We start from the raw sequence: 18,955 nt of genomic DNA, 5'->3' as shown, positions 1-18,955 counted from the left end.
GTCATGAAACGTGTATTAATGTTCGACGCCATCCCAATGCAAGGTGGTTCTAAGATTGCGAATGCAGAGCTCCTCAAACAGTGCGATAAACTGAACGTAATTGGTTATCTGCTGACCACGAATCCAGAGCATTGGGAGTCACTGCTTAGTGATACGCCTCGTGTGCAGATTATCAAAATCAAACCATCACCAATGAGCTCCATTCACGGCCTCACTTACTGGTTAATGAACGCGTATTACTTTATCCAACTGATTTTTGCGTGCATGAAACTACCAAAGATAGATAGCTTTTTAGGTCTATCTTGCCCGAGTAATGATATGCCTTTGTACTTACTGAGATTAATCAGCAAAAAGCCTGTGGTACAAATGGTTCATGGTCCAATTGGTCGTTCAAGATCTTCCGGCTACTGCTTGGTAAAAGCATCCGCAATTTATTACTTGGCAAACACCCGAGAATCGATGCTAGAGGCCTTACAGGTCTACCTCAAAACCGAGAAGCCAGCCACTGAACGCTATTGGTGTGGTTTGAATACGTCTACATTCGTTAACGGACTATCGAGAGACCGCTGGCCAAAACAAGCAAATCCGATTTCAAACCGCGTCTTCTGGGCGGCCAGCTTACTAAAATGGAAGAACATCGATCTTTTTCTTGATGCTTTAACACTTGATAAGACAAAAGAGATCAAATCTACCGTGTGTTACATCAAACCAAATGTGGCAGATGTGGAATATTCAACACCAGACTTCACCACAAAAGGGGTTGAATGGCATGAATGCCCAGATAACCTCGATGACCTGCGCTCTCAGTGTGGTGTGTTTGTTTCCACCAGTGTTAACGAACCTTTTGGGTTATCCATTTTAGAAGCTCTCGCAGCAGGCATGTGCATCGTCATCCCACATGATGATAGCTACTGGGATCGCGTATTAACGCATGGCCGCAATTGCATCAAGTACACACCAAACAATGTGGCATCGTTACATAACGCAATTCGCCTTTTGAATGAGTCTCCATGGATGAAAGTGACAATGGGTATAGAAGCACTCAACGTTTCTCAACTTTATACGGCCGAACGTTGTTATCTGCCAATCGCTCAGCACCTTGCAGCAGAATCCGCACCGAATGGCGATTGTAAACTTAAAACACCGCGATACATCAAAGGATATGACCATGTCTAAAGCAATGACCAACATGTCGCTGTTCGCTATCGCGTTAGTGATAAACAAAAGCATCAGCTTAATCATGCTGCCTGTATTGCCCCACTTTCTCTCACCAGAACAAATGGGCAAGCTTGAACTGCTTACCACCTTTGGCGTTGTCACAACCTTATTCGTCAGTTTCGCTTTGCATGAAGCGCTGTATCGATTCGTCGGGGTTGAAAAGGATCAAAATACGCGCACAAGCCTACTAAACCAGCTGTACTCACTTGCTTTGTTCATCGCTGGCATCGTGGCTTTATGCCTACTCGCTATCATTATGCTCGCGCCTATTCCTGCACCTTTTACGCGAGTCGAGTTTGCTATTGTTATGTTTGCTATCGTTCTAGAAGGCAGTATCGCAATCGGCACAGCTTGGTTGAGAACGCAGGACGACAAAGCAAGAACCCTACTTAACGTCATGGTGACTACCACTGTTTTTCAGGTCATTTTCATCATCACGGCTCTGTCTGTTCACCCACATGTTATTGCTGTTTTATGGGGTGGCTTGTTGGCTGCTATTACTCAGTTTGTCTGGCTGCACATCATTAACCGCTACAGCATGACTCTGCCAAATCTGACAGTGGCGAAACAATACCTAAATTACTGTCTGCCAATGATGATGGCTGGATTGGTTGCGTTTTGTCTCAATGGCGCTGAACGCTGGTTCATCGGCGCGAACGCCTCACTTGCGACATTAGGGATTTACGCGATAGCCGTAAAATTTGCGGTTGGCATGTGTATTTTAGTTCAGCCATTTGGCATGTGGTGGATGCCACGTCGATTTAATTACCTAGAAGGTCGTAAGAGTACAGAAGCTGTGCGCATCACTCATCTAGGCATGATTTACATTACAGGTTTAAGTGTTGCAGTCGGCACATTAGCAATGGTGATGATCACTTACCTGTTACCAGAAACCTATCATGAGGCGGTACTGTTCAGCTTGTTCTTACTGCCTATCGCCATGCTAAAAGAGTGGAGCGAACTCATTAATATTTCCATTTTGTACAAGCGTCGTACTCGCTGGTTACTGGGTATTAATGTCGTCTCAGCATGCGTTGCAATTGCTTTGCTGTTTGGCCTATCGTCTCTGGGTATCTATGGAGTTTTCATTGCGCTTTATTACGCTCAACTGTGTAAGCTTGGCCTTACTTATGTGGTAGGCCAACAATGCATGCCGTTGCCTTTTCACCTAAGTCTGATGGTTTTATTGCAGATTATCTCCGGTGTGGCACTGTTCCTGCTTCACTCTTCACAATCAATAGGCATCGCCATCGCAATTTGCATTTTGACATGCACTTTGCTGGCAGGGATAGCCACTCGCTATATGAGTAAAGAGACGCTAAATGCGCTCACTCGATACATGGTGAAATGGCGTGGACAGGTGAAGAGATACTCGTTATGACTGAAACCAAGGTGAGAAGAAAGCAGTCCATCGCAGCGCTGACGATTACCGTCTGTATCGGCCTGCTTTGGATTGTTATGCCTCACCCTATTTTGATTGTCGCACTATGTTTCGCCCCACTTGCTTTACTGTTCGTTCTCAACCAAACGTTTTGGCTCGTCACGCTGTTCGTTATTTTTTCATTCTTCCGTATTCATGAAGCGTTTCCCGTTATCTATAACTTTAAGATCCCATTGCTACTATCATTAGGGGCACTGGCCGCACTTGCTTTCCACCTTTTGATAAGTCGCCAGCTTACGGCTTTTTGGCACCCTTCATTAAAATGGCTGTGCATATTTTGGGGGCTGGTGATCATCGGCATCGTCTTCGCCTCCAGTCGTGACATTGCCATTACAGTTTTCAAAAATACCTATTGGAAAATCATCATTATGACATTGGCGATCACCTGGCTTATTACCAAGCCTGCTCAGTTGGCACAAATGTCGAAAGCGATAATTTTCGCCGGATTGTTGATTGGTTTAGTCGCATTACAAAACGCAGCGAATGGCATTGATTTAGTGGAAGGAACGCGCGTATCGATTGGACGCTCCATAGGTTCAGTACTCGGCGATCCGAACGACTTGGCGCTGGTGTTAATGTTTCCCCTCGCCTTTACCGTTAGTCAGTTAATGGAGAAACGTTCACCTAAGCATCTCCGACTCTTTGCACTTGTTACCTGTTTGGTATTGTTTTTTGCGATTATTGAGACACAAAGCCGCGGAGGCTTGTTAGGCTCTCTATCGGTATTTGCGTACTTTGCCTTTAAGTACATCAAAAGCAAAACGTTAGTCTTAGTACTAGGCGCCGTCGCAGCCATCGTACTCTACGCATTTGCTGGTATCTCAGGGCGAGAATCGGGTGGCGCAGCCGAGGATGGTATAGATGCCTCTGCGATGGGGCGACTTTACGCGTGGGAAGCCGCATTTAAAATGGCTCTCCACCATCCGTTAACTGGGGTTGGGCTTGATAATTTCTACTTTAATTACTATTTCTATAGCCCTCACTGGGATGGTATCAATCACGCCGTACACAGTACTTGGTTTGGCGTATTAGCGGAAACGGGGTTTGTTGGACTCGCCGTGTTCATTACATTGATTGTGTCATTGATTCGAACCTCTTTGCATTCTATTTCACTACTGACGCCAACATCGGATTACACCCTATCTGTTGGAGCAAATGCAGTCTTAAGTGGGCTGATCGGGACCATCGTATCAGGCACCTTCCTCACTCAAGGTTTCACTTGGCCAATTTACATTCTGGCGGCATTAACGGTAGTCGTTAGCCGAATCGTTCAAAGTGATTGTCAAAATGAGAAACCCTAATTTCAAATACCAACAGAAAGCCCAATCATCTGTTTTATAACAAATAAATCCTTGGCACGTATTGTGATTACTCTCTTGATTAGTAATCAAATAACAAAGACTCAAGGAGAGCCACATGACAGACATCGTAGTATTTGGAGAAGATTTTGGCGGGTTACCCTCCTCCACTCAACACATTGTCAAACGACTAGCAACGAGCCACCGCATCCTTTGGGTTAACTCAATCGGTCTTCGTCAACCTAGGCTGACCACTAAAGACATGCAACGTGCGTTAAACAAGCTCACTCGTGTATTTAATAACGCTGGATCGCATAAGCCAACGTTAGAGTCTGCAATAAACCCAAATATTCACACCATTAACCTACTCACTATTCCTGCTCCAAGTTCTGCGCTGGCAAGAAAAGTAGCGGCTAAGATGATGAAATACCAGCTCAATAAAAAATTACACGCTCTTGGTTTTGATAAGCCTATATTTTGGACATCGCTCCCAACGGCCGCAGATGTTTGTGCGGAAATGAATTCACGTGGGCTAATTTACTATTGTGGCGATGACTTTAGCGCTTTAGCTGGTGTTAACCACGACACGGTTGCCAAGCATGAACGTACACTGGTTAACGCGGCTGATGTAATTTTTACAGCAAGTGACAAACTCGCCACTCAATTTCCATCTGGTAAAACCGTCACTTTGCCTCACGGTGTCGACTTTAGTCTGTTTTCTGAGCCAGCACCTAAGGCTGAAGATTTTCCTAATAATGGTCGCAAAGTGCTGGGCTTTTATGGCAGTTTGTCTGAATGGTTAGACTACGACTTAATTGCCCAAGTCGCAGACCAAGCGCCTGACTGGGATCTCGTGTTCATCGGCCCCAACGAGTTCAGTGACAATCCACTTCCACAAAGAAGCAACATATACTACCTAGGCCCGAGAGCGCATCACACTCTGCCACGTTACTCTCAACACTGGGATGCCAGTTGGTTGCCCTTTGTTGATAACGCTCAAATCAAGGCATGTAATCCGCTTAAACTTCTTGAGTACTTGGCAACAGGAACCCCTGTTATCAGCACACCCTTTCCCGCATTAATGCCCTACAAACATATGCTCCATGTGGTTCAAGATGTCGAAGACGTGCGTGCCAGTCTCGATCACCTCCTACCGCCACCGACAGATTCAAAGTCATTTGTTCAACAGCAAAGCTGGGAAGCAAGAGCCAACCAAGTTGATAAATTAGTGAGGGCGCTATGAACGATTTAAGAGAAAACCTCAGCGTACTGTTACATGGTGCTTGGAGACGTCGCTACATGATCGTTATTCCTATGCTTGTATTGCCTGTGCTGGGTTTCATCGTAAGTAAACTGGTTCCGACGACTTATGTCGCTCATACAAGTATGCTTATCCAAGAGACAGCGAAAATGAACCCATTCCTTCAAGATCTTGCCGTCTCAACCATGCTGAAAGATCGATTGAGCGCACTCAGTACCTTGCTAAAAAGCCGACATGTTTTGTACTCAGTTGCCAAAGAACAAGCGCTGATTAGTGACGAAATGAGTGCTAAAGAGCAAGAGTTCATCATTAAAGATCTCGCGTCGCGTTTGTCTGTTCAGCAGCTTGGTAAGGACTTCATTCAAATCCAACTACGAAGTGGCAAACCGAATGGCATGGAGTCGATGTTACTCTCCGTCAGTGAACATTTTGTCGAACAGCTTTTAGCTCCTGAACGATCTTCAATTAAAGATTCAAGTCACTTTTTAACCATCCATATTAATAAACGCAGAGAAGAGCTGGATAAAGCAGAGCAAGCGTTCGCGGAATACAAGAATACTTACTCTCACGCGACGCCTGAAATGCAAGCACAAAGCCTGACTCGTCTGGCAAGCCTTAAGCAAACCTTGGCAGAAAAAGAAGCGGAGCTTGCTGGTGTTACCCGAAGCCTAGGTAGTTTGGACCAACAACTTTCTAAAACCAACCCGGTTATCGGTAAGCTTGAAGAACAAATCATCGACATTCGTAGTGAGCTCACTTTGCTTCGCGCCAAGTACACTGAGGCGCATAGCATGGTTCAAGGCAAGCTACGAGAGTTAAACCGCTTGGAGCAAGAGCGCTCAGTACTATTGAACTCTAAACAACCGGAATTAAACAGCGCCCAACTTTGGGATATCGCAAGCAATACCACCGTAAACAGTCTTGGAGAAGCTCAGCCTCTTCTGGTCTCTCAGCTTCACCAACTGCAAATTATGCGCGGACGCTTTGAAGCCCTCACAGAAGAAACCAATAGCTTACGAACAATGATTCAAGAGTTAGAAAGTAATGCACATCGATTTGGTAGCACCGCAACAGAAATTAACCGCCTAGCTCGTGATGTCGCGGTAAAAAGAGAGATGTATGATGACCTTGTAGAGCGTTATGAAATGGCTCAATTAACTGGTTCACTTGGCGTATTTGAAGAGAATAAACGCGTGAAAATCATTGATGAACCTTTCACACCAACCATTCCGTCTAACTTACCTAGTTTTGTGTTTGTCATTTTAGGGTTTATCGGTGGTGCGGGTTTGGGCATTGGATTAGCGACGATACTTGAGTTAGCAGATAACTCTATCCGCTCTAAAAGAGCATTAGAAAAGCATCTTGGCGTTCCTGTGATCACCACTCTACCTAAAGTGGTATACGGAAGCTAACAGCCGTTAACACTCTATTACAAGCACTCGCTCAGCGAGTGCTTTTCTTTTTGTGCTTATTCTAACTCTGCATAAGGTTTCCACTAATATGAATCTCAAATTGAGAATAAACATCGCCCTTCATATGCATTGCCATTAACCTCATGTTTTTAAACACTTAATTTATTGGCACACAGTCTGCAATTCCTAAAGAAACAAAGAACTCAGCGAGGGTTTGAGAATGGAATTCAGACAAAAACAAAATAGCACTCAACGCAATAAAAAAGTGATATTACACGTCGTGCAGCACTTAGCTCCTGGCGGTTTGGAAACGCTCGTATTAGAGATGCTTCGTTTTGCGCAACCGAATCATTCCGTGTTTGTCGTAAGTTTAGAGGGAAGCAAAGCGCAAGCACTGCAATGCTGGTCAAAACTCTCGCCCTACCAAGGCCAGCTACACTTTCTCAATAAGAAACCTGGATTCAGCGGAAAAACCATCAGTACGCTGACTTCCATGCTCAAAGGACTTAAGCCTGATGTGGTCCACACTCACCATATCGGACCACTCTTATATGGTGGGATTGCGGCACGCTTAGCGCAGGTGCCAATAATTATCCATACTGAGCACGACGCCTGGCATCTGAATAACAGAAAGTCAGCTCGACTGCAGTCCCTACTGCTAAAAATGATTCGTCCACATGTGGTTGCCGATGCGAACTTTGTCGCCGAACAAATCCAGACAAAACTGAATTACCGCAAAGTCTGCACCATTCACAATGGAATCGATTGCCAGAAATTTCAAAGCGGTAATCAAGCAACCAAGAGAAACTTGTTTGGGCTTCCAGCCAACAAAACCGTGATTGGAGTGGCTGGACGTTTAGAAGCAGTTAAAGGCCATAAAGTGCTTATCGAAGCCTTCTCTCATCTTACGCCAAACACACACCTAGCCATTGCTGGAGATGGTTCTCAGAGAGCTCAATTGGAAGCACAAGTTAGAACGTTAAAACTTGAGGATCGCGTTACCTTTTTAGGCTTGGTCGACGATATGCCCAGCTTTTACCAAAGCCTCGATTTATTTTGTTTACCGTCGCTTCAAGAGGGTTTCCCTCTCTCAACACTAGAAGCTCAAGCATGTGACGTTCCTTGTGTCGCAACCGATGTTGGTGGCGTGAAAGAGACGCTCTGCCCGATTAACAGCACATTGGTTGAAGCCAACCGTGTGTTCTCTTTGGCGGAAGCTTTGTCGCTGCAATTGAAATCAACCCATGGTTCTCCTCGAACTTTTATTCTCAAACATTTTGATATCAGAGACATGGTGGGTCGCTACTCACGTTTGGCCAAGGAGGCTAGCTATGAATGATTTACTTTGGATTACAGGTTTTGGTTTATCCGCATTTTTGATTGTCTATCATCATGTTGGTTATCCATTGCTACTTAAATGGCTTCCTTTAAAACAGCAAAAAACCACAGCACCATTTGTAGAGCGATCTTACAAAGCCTCTCAAACAGACAGTCAGTTACCATCTATTACTGTCATCGTGCCCGCCTACAATGAAGAACAATGGATAGCAGAAAAGATCCGCAACCTTGCGAGCTTAGATTACCCAAGAGATAAATTGAAAGTGGTGATCGCATGTGATGGCTGCACAGATAACACAGCCGAGATTGCTCAAGCGACGATTCAAGAAGCAATCTGCTCCGATACACTGTTCATCATTAATGACCACCAAGTCAATCGCGGTAAAGTTGCCCTACTCAACGAAGAAATGCGTCATGTTAACTCGGACATTACCGCACTGAGTGATACATCGGCATTGATTTCTTGTGATTCTCTGTTGCTAGCTAGTCAGCATTATCAAAATGAGAAGGTTGGAGTGGTTAACGCGACATATCAAATAATGAGTACCGATAACCAAGGTGAAGCGGCGTACTGGCAATACCAGTCTCGAGTGAAGCACCAAGAATCCTTGCTAGGTTCAACGATTGGTTCTCACGGTGCGTTTTATACATTCAGAACCCACCTATTTGAACCACTTGAAGTCAGCACCATCAATGACGATTTTATTCTCCCTATGAGAATCGTTTTGCGAGGCTATAACGCTATCTACGAACCTAACATGCTAGCTCTTGAACTCGAACAAAGCTCAGACGACGCAGACTTCAAGCGACGCCTAAGAATTTCAGCGGGTAACATGCAGCAGCTCATGCAATTAAAGAAATTACTGCTACCTCGCTATCGTGGCACTGCCTTTGCATTTCTATCGGGAAAGGTTCTGCGCTTAGCAACACCCTATTTGATGATTGTTTGCTTGGTTTGTTCACTGCTACTGGCACACAACCCGCTGTTTCAAATAATGCTGCTCGCTCAAGCCTGTGTTTATGGTATCGCACTTGTCACTTACTTGGTGCCTGCACTTAACACAGTCAAGCCTTTTAAACTGATTAGCTACATCGTCATTGGTCATCTCGCCAATTTCATCGGCGGTATGAAGTATTTGCTAGGAATGGAAAATGGGCGTTGGAAACGCGTCAACCAATAAGGAAAGCATCATGAAAAACTCACGCTACGATTCAAATGTATGCCACGCGAAAAGAACGTTTGATGTACTGGTTGCAATGTTTATTTTGCTCGTCACTGCACCGCTATTCCCATTTATCGCGCTAGCTATAAAAATCACATCAAAAGGCCCAGTGATCTATCGTCAACTGCGTGTTGGGCGCTGTACACCAGAAAAAATGGATCTTTTTCAAATCATGAAGTTTCGCACCATGTATATTGATGCGGAGCAACGCTCCGGTGCAGTTTGGGCAACCGAGAATGATCCTCGAATCACACCAGTAGGACGTTTTTTACGTAAGACGCGTTTAGATGAGTTACCACAGCTGTTTAATGTGTTGAGAGGTGAAATGTCTATGATCGGGCCACGTCCAGAGCGCCCTGCTTTCTACCAAAAGTTGGAAGATGAAATCCCTTATTTTGTAGAACGCACATATGGCGTATTACCAGGAATTACAGGCCTAGCGCAAGTTAACCAAGGCTATGATGCTTGCATTGAAGATGTACGACGTAAAGTTGGTTTTGACCACAGTTACGCACTAAGCTTGGGTTCGTTTTACTCTTGGATTTCAATGGACCTTTCAATCATGAGTAAAACATTCGTTGTGATGATTGATGGACGAGGCCAGTAGTTTCTCGATTCTGGTAACGTTCACTCTTGCCACTGGCGTCGCATCTTTTCGATGGTCGCTGGTGGCACATCATGAATGCTTTGATACGCGCCGCGACACACTTTAACTTCCACCTCAATGCGCTTCTTTACGCAGTAGTCCAAGTAACGCTTCATCTCCCAGTGCCGAACAAACGTATTACTCACAATCACGACTTTCCCTTTGTTCAACCACTTTCGAGTTCGCTGAAAACACCATTCATGAGCTTGGGGCAATTGAGTTGGGTTAAAGTGATAATCACCTTCATCATTTTCAAAATACATGTCAGCTTCAAAATGCTTAGCACCAAGCTCTATCGCCAATTGCTTTGCTAAGGTTGTTTTACCTGAACCTGGAAGTCCACGAATAAGAATGAGTTTAGCCAGTGACATAATGCTGTTAAATGAGGTGGGAATAAGCCCAAACTGTAACGGAATTATTGAAAAAGAAAAGTAGAAATAAAAAATGCCGAGCGCATTAGGCTCGGCATTTAAATTCAATAGTGGATAGTGTTTATTTGTAAGCTGACAGTTCGGTTCTTAACCCTTTAACCAAGCTTACACACATCAACAACAGAACAAAGGTAAACGGTAATCCCGTTGCAACCACGCCTGACTGCAATGCTTGCAAGGCTTCTTTGCCACCAACCCAAAGCATAACGGCTGCAATTGCACCTTCAATACAAGCCCAGAAAATACGCTGTGGAATTGGTGCATCAATCTTACCGCCCGCAGTGATACTATCGATAACCAGTGAGCCAGAGTCTGATGATGTAATAAAGAACACCAGAATCAGCACGATAGAAAGCATTGAAATCACTGAGCTATACGGTAGCGCATCGTAAACATGGAACAGAGTCAGTGAAATATCAGTTAGACCATTTGCACCTAGCTCCCCCACTTTATTCACCACTTGGTCAAGCGCGATACCACCGAATACAGACATCCAAATCAAAGTAACGACAGTAGGAATAACGATCACTGCGAACAGGAATTCTCGAACCGTACGACCTTTAGACACACGCGCGATAAACATACCAACAAACGGTGACCAAGATACCCACCAAGCCCAGTAGAATACCGTCCAGCCGTGCATCCAAGTTTCATCTTCACGACCGTGGGGGTTGCTCAACGGAATAATATTTTCAATGTAAGCCATTGTTGTGTCGCGTAGCGAACCCCACGCCGTATCAAACGTGATAAAGGTAATGAAAATAAGCAGGGCAAACGCAACCACCATATTGACGTTACTCAGTAGCTTAACACCACCATCAATACCACGAATTACTGATAGCACCGCGATAAAGGTAACAAAGGTGATCACAATCATTTGTGTACCAATGCCGCCTTCTAGACCAAAGACATGGTTAATACCACTGGTCGCCTGCTGAGCACCGAGACCCAGCGACGTTGCAAGACCAAACAGCGTGGATAAAACGGCAAGAATGTCGATAACATGCCCTAACCAACCCCATGCTCGGTCACCAAAAATTGGATAAAACGCCGCGCGCAATGAAAGCGGTAAACCTTTGTTAAAAGCAAAAAACGCAAGTGCTAGTGCAACGAGTGCGTAAATACTCCAACCATGCACACCCCAGTGGAACATGATGGCACCCATCGCTAGAGATTTCGCTTCTTCTGTGTATGGCACTGCGTTTAGTGGCATTCCCCACCAATCAGTGAAGTACGCGGTCGGCTCCGCCACACTCCAGAACAGAAGGCCAATACCCATACCTGCTGCAAAGAGCATCGACAACCAAGAAACGGTTGAGTGATCCGGCGTTGCTTCTTTGCCACCTAAGCGGATTTTACCCAGCGGAGAAAAAAGAAGAGCAACAGCGAATAATAAGAAGAAGTTTGTCGACCACATAAAGAACGCATCAAACTGTTCGATAATTCCGTTTTTCAGACCGTTTAATACATCACGAGCAGTGGTTGGCTCAACAAGAAGAAGTGAAAATAGACAGAAAACAACGAGACCCGCACTGATGCCAAAAACGGGGTTATGTATGTCGAATCCCCACTTTTGAACGTTGTCCTGTCCAACCTGATAGTCTGTTGTGTCGATACTATATTTTTTAAATGCATTATCCATAAATACAAATTTAACGTGAATTTGAAACGCCCCTCAGGTGAGAAGAACTCCAATACCGCCCTCCATTAATTTGAACTCTAAAGTTTTAAAGCGGGGCGAAGTTTAGCAGCAATCACATATTTTTGCAAAAAATCGCCATTTATTGCATTTTTGGCTCAGTTAAAGGCAGATAAGAACAAAGTAATATCAACACAAAAATTACGAGGTCTAACGATTGATTTTATCGTAATTTGATCGTTGGAAAAGCACTGGAAATACTTGCGCTCTGTGGCTTTATCATTGATGGACGCGTAAATTGAGATAAGTAACACTGACTTGGTTTCAAAGATAGCGATGAAACCAAGTCAGTAAAGTTTTCATAGAGACTGATTATTATAGGAAATGGAAGGTAATATTCCCCGTCACACTGCTCACGGTGTCACTATCGCTGTCAATATCCACGCCAAACGCTTGATAGCTTGCCCCAATAGAAACATTATCGAGCAAGAAGTATTCGGCACCGACACCATACATGTAGGAGACACCATCATCTTTATCTAGATTTCTCAGTCCGCCGTCATAATCAACATTGAATGCATTGATGCCACCTTTGGCATAGACATGAAGCGGCCCAAAGTCGATGCTTGGTTTCGCTGCTAAATAGAATGAATCAAAATCAGCACTACCCCTGCTGCCACTCAGTGATAAATCCACCTTGCCGTGATTAAAGTAACCTGCTTCAATGCCAATGAATGGCAAAATACCAGTACCTACATGAATACCGTAGGTTGTATCGTTTTCGCTATCAATATCAGATTGACCGATTTGACCGCCAGCGTAAATCCATGAGTCAGCCATTGCTGATGTTGAGCACAACGTTAGAGCTAATAACGAGAGTGTTTTTTTCATACTATCCCTTCCTGAGCGATTCCTAAGCGAAACATTACGCAAATATGCGCATTTAATCGCCACTATATATTGGAAAGCATGAGCATTTTAAGATCCAAAAGTGAATAATTTATGTTCAACTTTTGTTTTGTGACTTCCAGACAAAAAAACACCGACATAAAGTCGGTGTTTTTCATATGGGTGTTAGAAAGCTAGACGCTTATAGGAAATGCAGTGTTGCGTTAACAGAGAACGTGCCGATATCGTCTTTACCCGCCGTGTAGTTCATGTAGCTAGCACCAACAGACATCGGACCAAAAATGAAGTACTCAGCACCTACACCGTACATTAGATCCAAATCGTCATCGTCTTTGCCGCCTTTCACTTCTTTGTCCCACTGGTGGAAGCCACCTTTTGCATACACATGCAGTGGACCAAAGTCGATGCTTGGCTTAAGTGCTGCGTAGTAAGACGTTAGCTTAGTGTCTTGACCATTTACGTTAAATTCACCGTGTTGCGTCACACCTGCTTCAATACCAATGATAGGTAGGATGCCTGTACCAACGTGAACAGAGTATGACGTATCCGTCTCACCTTTGTAGTCAGACTGACCTACTGTTGCACCACCGTAAATCCAAGAATCTGCCATTGCCGCAGAAGATGCGCCAAGTAGCGCCACTGCTAATAGAGTTTTTTTCATCATCTACCTTTACTCTTTATTATTCCCACGTCTGCATAACTCAGTCGTTGGTACTACAAATAAAGGGAGGCGAACCATTGCCTCCCAGAACTAAAAAATTACGCTTATTGAGTTACTAGCAATTAGTGTACCAGTAACCTCATACGCGATAATTACAAATCTGACGCTATTTTACTGGTTGATTAGCAAGCATCAATCGCGTTTTTGACTCGTTTATCAGAAACAGGATAAGGAGTGCCTAATTGTTGAGCAAAGTAACTCACGCGAAGCTCTTCAATCATCCAACGCACTTCCTTTACGTTTTCAGGAATGGCCACACCTTTCGGGATCTTGTTCAGCAACTCTTTATAGTCTTGAGTCACAGATTCAATCTTCAGCATGTGTAAACGATCTTTGTTTGGATCGATTGGCAACTTCTCCATACGACGCTCTATCGCACGCATGTAGCGAAGAATATCCGGCAAGCGTTTCCAGCCACATTCCGTCGCAAAGCCTTTGAAGATCAAGCCTTCAATTTGTGCTTTGATATCCGACAGAGCAAACGCCATAGTGAAGTCGATTTTGCCTTTTAGCTTCTTATTGATGCTGAACGCCGTTGTCAGAATAGTCTCAACCTGTTTCGCGATCTCTACGACGGTATCACCCAGTTCAGCACGAACGTGTTCTTTCAACGCTTCGAACTTCTCTGGCTCCCAAACTAAGCCCCCCTGCTCTTCAATAAGCTTATCGACACCACAGGCGATACAGTCATCGATCAGATCAAGCACTTTGCCGTAAGGGTTAAAGTACAAACCCAACTTCGATTTGTTCGGTAAGTTAGCGTGCAAGTATTTAATTGGCGACGGTACATTCAACAAAATCAAACGACGCTGACCAGCACGCATTGCCGTTATCTGCTCGTACTCCGTTTCGTAGAGTTTGATTTCAACGCTGTCTTTGCTATCAACAAGTGCAGGATACGCTTTTACATCATAGCCACCACGTTTTTGTTGATACACTTTCGGCAATTCACCGAAGCTCCACGTATGCAGACCTTGCTGTTCAATATCGTCATCCGCCACTTTAGAAAGCGTTTCTTGAACTTTGTCTTTCAAGCTCTCTTTCAATTCGTGAAGGTCTTTATGTTCTTTCAGTTTGCGATTTCGATGATCAACCGCGCGGAACGTCACTTTCAAGTGCTCAGGCACCTGTTCCAAGTTCCAGTCTTCACGCAACACTTCTACACCCGTCATGCGGCGCAGTTCTTTTTCTAGCGAGTCTAGCAGCGGCGCTTCCATTGGTGTTACGCGTGCTAAGAATGCATCGGCATAGTTCGGCGCAGGTACAAAGTTCTTACGAATCGTCTTCGGCAGCGATTTAATCAAACTAACAATAAGATCATGACGCAAACCCGGGATCTGCCAGTCAAAGCCCGCTGGTTCAACTTGGTTTAAAATCGGCAACGGCAAATGCACTGTGACACCGTCACTATCATCGCCCGGTTCAAATTGGTAACTCAACTTGAGCTTCAAACCATTTTGATGCCAGAAGTTCGGGTAATCCAAATCGGTCACATGGCTAGCATCGCCCTTGAACAGCATCTCTTTTTCAAAGTTCAGCAGTTCAGGATCTTCTTTCGATGCTTTTTTCCACCACGTATCGAAATGTTTACCAGACACTACTTCGGTACCAACACGTTGGTCATAGAAATCAAACAGCTCATCATCATCCACCAAGATGTCACGACGACGAGATTTGTGTTCAAGCTCTTCCACTTCTTGCAGAAGCTTACGGTTTTGTTTAAAGAACGCGTGTTTGGTTTCCCACTCACCTTCAACCAATGCACTACGAATAAAGATTTCGCGGCTAACGGTCGAATCGATACTGCCGTAGTTCACCAAACGTTTCGGTACGATTGGCACGCCGTAAAGCATGACTTTCTCGTGCGCCATCACCGCCGCGCGTTTCTTCGACCAATGCGGTTCGCTGTAACTGCGCTTGATAAGATGTTTGGCTAATGGCTCAATCCACTCCGGCTGAATCTTGGCAATGATGCGACCCCAAAGTTTCGAGGTTTCCACCAACTCGGCTGACATTATCCACTTAGGTTGTTTCTTAAATAGACCCGATGCAGGGAAGATATGGAAACGAGCGTTGCGCGCGCCTTGATATTCATTCTTTTCTTGGTCTTTCATACCGATGTGCGACAACAAACCAACCAAGATCGCACTGTGTACACCATGGTAAGAAGCAGGCTCATCGTTAAGTTTGAATTCCATCTCACGCATCGACTGATGAATTTGGAAGTACACGTCTTGCCACTCACGCACGCGCAAGTAGTTCAAATAGTCTTGCTTACATTGCTTGCGGAACTGGTTGCTAGACAAGGCTTTTTGCTGCTTTTGGATGTATTCCCACAAATTCACAAACGTCAGGAAGTCCGACTCTTCATGGAAGAAACGACGGTGCTTATCATCTGATGATTGTTGTTTGTCTGAAGGACGCTCGCGTGGATCTTGAATCGACAAGGCCGCTGCAATGATCATCACTTCTTTAAGCGCACCATATTTTGGCGCTTCCAAAACCATACGCGCCAAGCGTGGGTCGATTGGCAAACGAGCTAATTGGCGACCGATGGAAGTCAGGCGTTTTTTCGGGTCTTTTACCTCAGAATTAATCGCGCCAAGCTCTTCCAGCAAACGAACACCATCTTGGATGTTACGTTTGTCCGGCGCTTCCACAAATGGGAAGGCTTGAATGTCACCCAAGCCAAGTGCGGTCATCTGTAAGATAACCGATGCTAGGTTGGTACGCAGGATCTCGGGATCGGTAAACTCTGGGCGCGACTCAAAATCTTCCTCTGAGTACAGACGGATACAGATACCCTCTTCCACACGACCACAACGACCTTTACGTTGGTTCGCACTCGCCTGAGAAACCGGCTCGATTGGAAGACGCTGAACCTTAGTTCGGTAACTGTAGCGGCTAATGCGCGCCGTGCCCGGATCGATAACATACTTGATGCCCGGAACGGTTAGCGAGGTTTCTGCCACGTTGGTTGCCAGTACAATTCGGCGACCAGTATGAGGTTGGAAAATCTTGTTCTGCTCGCCCGCCGACAAACGCGCGTAAAGCGGCACAATTTCGGTGCTCTTCAGATTGCGTTTAGACAGTGCATCTGCGGTATCACGAATTTCACGCTCACCGTTCATGAAGATCAGGATGTCACCTAAACCTTCATCGCACAATTCGTCTACCGCTTCGAAGATGCCTTCAAGTTGGTCACGATCATTGTCGTCATCACCGCTTAATGGGCGGTAACGAGTTTCTACTGGGTAAGTACGACCTGACACTTCAATAATTGGTGCATTGTTGAAGTGTTTTGAGAAGCGCTCTGGGTCAATGGTTGCCGACGTGATGATCACTTTCAAATCAGGACGACGTGGTAGCAACTCTTTCAAGTAACCCAAGATGAAATCGATATTAAGGCTGCGCTCGTGCGCTTCATCGATAATAATGGTGTCGTATTGATTCAAGAAACGGTCATGCTGAATTTCAGCCAGCAAGATACCGTCCGTCATCAATTTGATTTGGGTATTTTCAGAGATCTGATCGTTGAATCGAACCTTGTAACCAACAAACTCACCAAGCTTGGTTTCCATCTCTTCAGCAATACGGTTCGCAACCGAGCGCGCCGCAAGACGACGAGGCTGAGTATGGCCAATCAAACCGTACTTACCGCGACCAAGCTCAGCACAGATTTTTGGCAGCTGAGTGGTTTTACCAGAACCGGTTTCACCCGCGACGATAACCACTTGGTTTTCTTCAATCGCTTTAGCGATGTCGTCACGCTTTTGGCTGACGGGCAGAATTTCTGGGTATTCAATCGTTGGTTTGTAGTTGCTGCGTTGTTCCGCAACCATCATTGATTTGGCAATGTCGAGTGCAATTTCATCAAACACAGCATTACGTGCTGCGTCTTTCTTAATTTTGCTCGCACCAGAAATGCGTTTACTTAAACGGAAGCGGTCACGCATCATGCACTGGCTTAACGCTTTGCGTAGAGACGCCGCGCTATTCACTTGAGCCTGAGGTGCTTTATCTTGTTTCGCTGTCGCCTTTTGCACACCATTTGACGGTGTCGCTTGCTCTTCAGCGGGATTCTTTTTTGGGGGCTGTGACGAAGTCAAAGCGTTTCCTATTCTTTTCATTACAAAAACTGCGCGGATTGTATCACACAAGATCTGCAACAAGATAACCGAAATCACATTCAAATTTTTCGAACATGTTCAGCGAATCCCTATACTTTTTAACCAACGTGCCTCGCTTATAATGGCTCCCATAGTCAAAAGCACTTATTTAAGGAATAACCATTATGTCTCGTGTACTAGCTCTAAAATCAAGCATCCTTGGAGATTACTCTCAATCAAACAAACTGGTTGAAGACTTCATCAAAAATGTAGACCAAGACAAGCTAACTGTTCGTGATTTGGCTGCAAACCCATTACCAGTTTTGGACTTCGCCGTTGCCACTGCACTTCGCGCAACGGAAGATCTTTCACAAGAACAACAAGCGGTAGTCGAACTGTCGGATACGTTGATTGAAGAAGTAAAAAACGCTGATACTTTGGTTATCGCAGCGCCAATGTATAACTTTACAATTCCAACTCAGCTTAAAAACTGGATTGATTTGATTGCTCGTGCTGGCGTGACATTCAAATACACTGAAAACGGCGTCCAAGGCCTGATCGAAGGTAAGAAAGCGATTGTCATCACGACTCGCGGTGGTATCCATAAAGATTCACCAACAGACAACGTCACACCATACCTGTGTACCGTGCTAGGTTTCGTTGGTATCACAGATGTGGAATTTGTTTATGCGGAAGCGCTAAACATGGGTGAAGATTTCGCTGCGAAAGGCATTTCTGAAGCGCAGAGCCAACTTGCAGCGATAGCGTAAATTGGCCTAAGTTCAAGAACAAGTAGAATACAAATAACAAGGGATTGGTTCGCGCCAATCCCTTGTCGATCAAAATACCCTAATCGTGTTTAGAAGTTATCTTATTTCTCCCAGAGCGATTCACTTTCTCTAAGTTGTGTAGCGCTTCGTGATAGAGCTTTTCCAAAGACTGCTCAGCTTCGTTTATCATATTCTCAATCATCGCATCAAACGCGACATCACTCGGAATTTCGAGATCGTATCCAACGTCAACCTCAAGAGAATTGACGTACAACACTAACCATTCATCACCCTCTAAATGTCCTTCCCCGTGGACGACAAAAAAGCGCTTGGCAAATTCATCGTTGGTACAGTTTATCGCCTCAATTTGAATATTGAATGAGGAGTCGATACTCATGGTGCTCATGCCATCCGATTCATCAGATGCATCACAAACAGCCTTAACTTTGGCACGATACACGAAGGTTCGCGTTGAAAGCAGCATTGTATTATTCATCATTACTCATAATGGGCGATAAAGAAGTCAGTTGCAAATCCGA

15 protein-coding genes are annotated in these 18,955 nt (G+C 44.8%); 9 read left to right on the top strand and 6 right to left on the bottom strand.

Annotation, left to right across the window (positions count from 1 at the left end; genetic code table 11):
* The first annotated feature begins 3 nt into the window (after positions 1-3).
* From NB463_RS21280 to NB463_RS21245, 8 genes are all read left to right on the top strand, one after another.
* Positions 4-1,176, top strand: a complete 1,173-nt coding sequence (locus tag NB463_RS21280; RefSeq protein WP_258431045.1) for a glycosyltransferase family 4 protein — start codon at positions 4-6, stop codon at positions 1,174-1,176.
* A complete protein-coding gene (locus NB463_RS21275; RefSeq protein WP_258431044.1) occupies positions 1,169-2,599 on the top strand; it encodes a lipopolysaccharide biosynthesis protein in 1,431 nt (476 codons plus the stop codon). Before NB463_RS21280 ends, NB463_RS21275 begins: the two co-directional genes overlap by 8 nt.
* Positions 2,596-3,960: an O-antigen ligase family protein gene (locus tag NB463_RS21270; protein WP_170891417.1), complete on the top strand. Its 1,365-nt coding sequence runs from the start codon at positions 2,596-2,598 to the stop codon at positions 3,958-3,960. The genes NB463_RS21275 and NB463_RS21270 overlap by 4 nt, the downstream gene beginning before the upstream one ends.
* Positions 3,961-4,075: 115 nt before the next feature.
* Positions 4,076-5,200, top strand: coding sequence for a glycosyltransferase (locus tag NB463_RS21265; RefSeq protein ID WP_258431043.1), 1,125 nt, complete (start codon positions 4,076-4,078; stop codon positions 5,198-5,200).
* Positions 5,197-6,630, top strand: a complete 1,434-nt coding sequence (locus tag NB463_RS21260) for a GumC family protein (RefSeq protein ID WP_006742947.1) — start codon at positions 5,197-5,199, stop codon at positions 6,628-6,630. The genes NB463_RS21265 and NB463_RS21260 overlap by 4 nt, the downstream gene beginning before the upstream one ends.
* 220 nt (positions 6,631-6,850) lie before the next feature.
* Positions 6,851-7,969: a glycosyltransferase gene (locus NB463_RS21255; protein ID WP_258431042.1), complete on the top strand. Its 1,119-nt coding sequence runs from the start codon at positions 6,851-6,853 to the stop codon at positions 7,967-7,969.
* Complete coding sequence (locus tag NB463_RS21250) at positions 7,962-9,149, top strand: glycosyltransferase family 2 protein (RefSeq protein ID WP_258431041.1); 1,188 nt, start codon at positions 7,962-7,964, stop codon at positions 9,147-9,149. The genes NB463_RS21255 and NB463_RS21250 overlap by 8 nt, the downstream gene beginning before the upstream one ends.
* 10 nt (positions 9,150-9,159) lie before the next feature.
* The gene (locus NB463_RS21245) at positions 9,160-9,798 is read left to right on the top strand and encodes a sugar transferase (RefSeq protein WP_005394228.1); all 639 of its coding nucleotides are present in this window, start codon (positions 9,160-9,162) and stop codon (positions 9,796-9,798) included.
* A 20-nt stretch (positions 9,799-9,818) separates the two neighbouring features.
* Here NB463_RS21245 and NB463_RS21240 read toward each other — a convergent pair whose 3' ends face one another.
* From NB463_RS21240 to hrpA, 5 genes are all read right to left on the bottom strand, one after another.
* The gene (locus NB463_RS21240) at positions 9,819-10,208 is read right to left on the bottom strand and encodes an ATP-binding protein (RefSeq protein WP_258431040.1); all 390 of its coding nucleotides are present in this window, start codon (positions 10,206-10,208) and stop codon (positions 9,819-9,821) included.
* A gap of 121 nt (positions 10,209-10,329) precedes the next feature.
* Positions 10,330-11,910 carry a BCCT family transporter gene (locus NB463_RS21235; RefSeq protein ID WP_258516032.1) on the bottom strand — a complete coding sequence of 527 codons (1,581 nt, stop codon included), beginning with the start codon at positions 11,908-11,910 and terminating at the stop codon, positions 10,330-10,332.
* Positions 11,911-12,282: 372 nt separating this feature from the next.
* Entirely contained in the window at positions 12,283-12,798 is a 516-nt protein-coding gene (locus tag NB463_RS21230) for an outer membrane beta-barrel protein (protein WP_005394222.1), read from the bottom strand.
* 199 nt (positions 12,799-12,997) lie between these two features.
* On the bottom strand, positions 12,998-13,477 hold the full coding sequence (locus NB463_RS21225; protein WP_005394221.1) for an outer membrane beta-barrel protein: 480 nt from the start codon (positions 13,475-13,477) through the stop codon (positions 12,998-13,000).
* A 182-nt stretch (positions 13,478-13,659) separates the two neighbouring features.
* On the bottom strand, positions 13,660-17,646 hold the full coding sequence (gene hrpA / locus NB463_RS21220; protein ID WP_258431038.1) for an ATP-dependent RNA helicase HrpA: 3,987 nt from the start codon (positions 17,644-17,646) through the stop codon (positions 13,660-13,662).
* A 185-nt stretch (positions 17,647-17,831) separates the two neighbouring features.
* Between hrpA and NB463_RS21215 the strand changes: the two genes are divergently transcribed.
* Complete coding sequence (locus NB463_RS21215; protein WP_054867089.1) at positions 17,832-18,416, top strand: FMN-dependent NADH-azoreductase; 585 nt, start codon at positions 17,832-17,834, stop codon at positions 18,414-18,416.
* Positions 18,417-18,495: 79 nt separating this feature from the next.
* On the opposite strand, the gene NB463_RS21210 is transcribed toward NB463_RS21215, so the two are convergent.
* Entirely contained in the window at positions 18,496-18,912 is a 417-nt protein-coding gene (locus NB463_RS21210) for a hypothetical protein (protein ID WP_258516031.1), read from the bottom strand.
* Positions 18,913-18,955 lie beyond the last annotated feature (43 nt).

It is taken from the genome of Vibrio sp. RM-41-2B (assembly GCF_024744415.1).
Taxonomy (GTDB): domain Bacteria; phylum Pseudomonadota; class Gammaproteobacteria; order Enterobacterales; family Vibrionaceae; genus Vibrio; species Vibrio diabolicus.
Note: the sequence above shows the minus strand (reverse complement) of the source record. Positions and strands in the feature narration are given on the sequence as shown.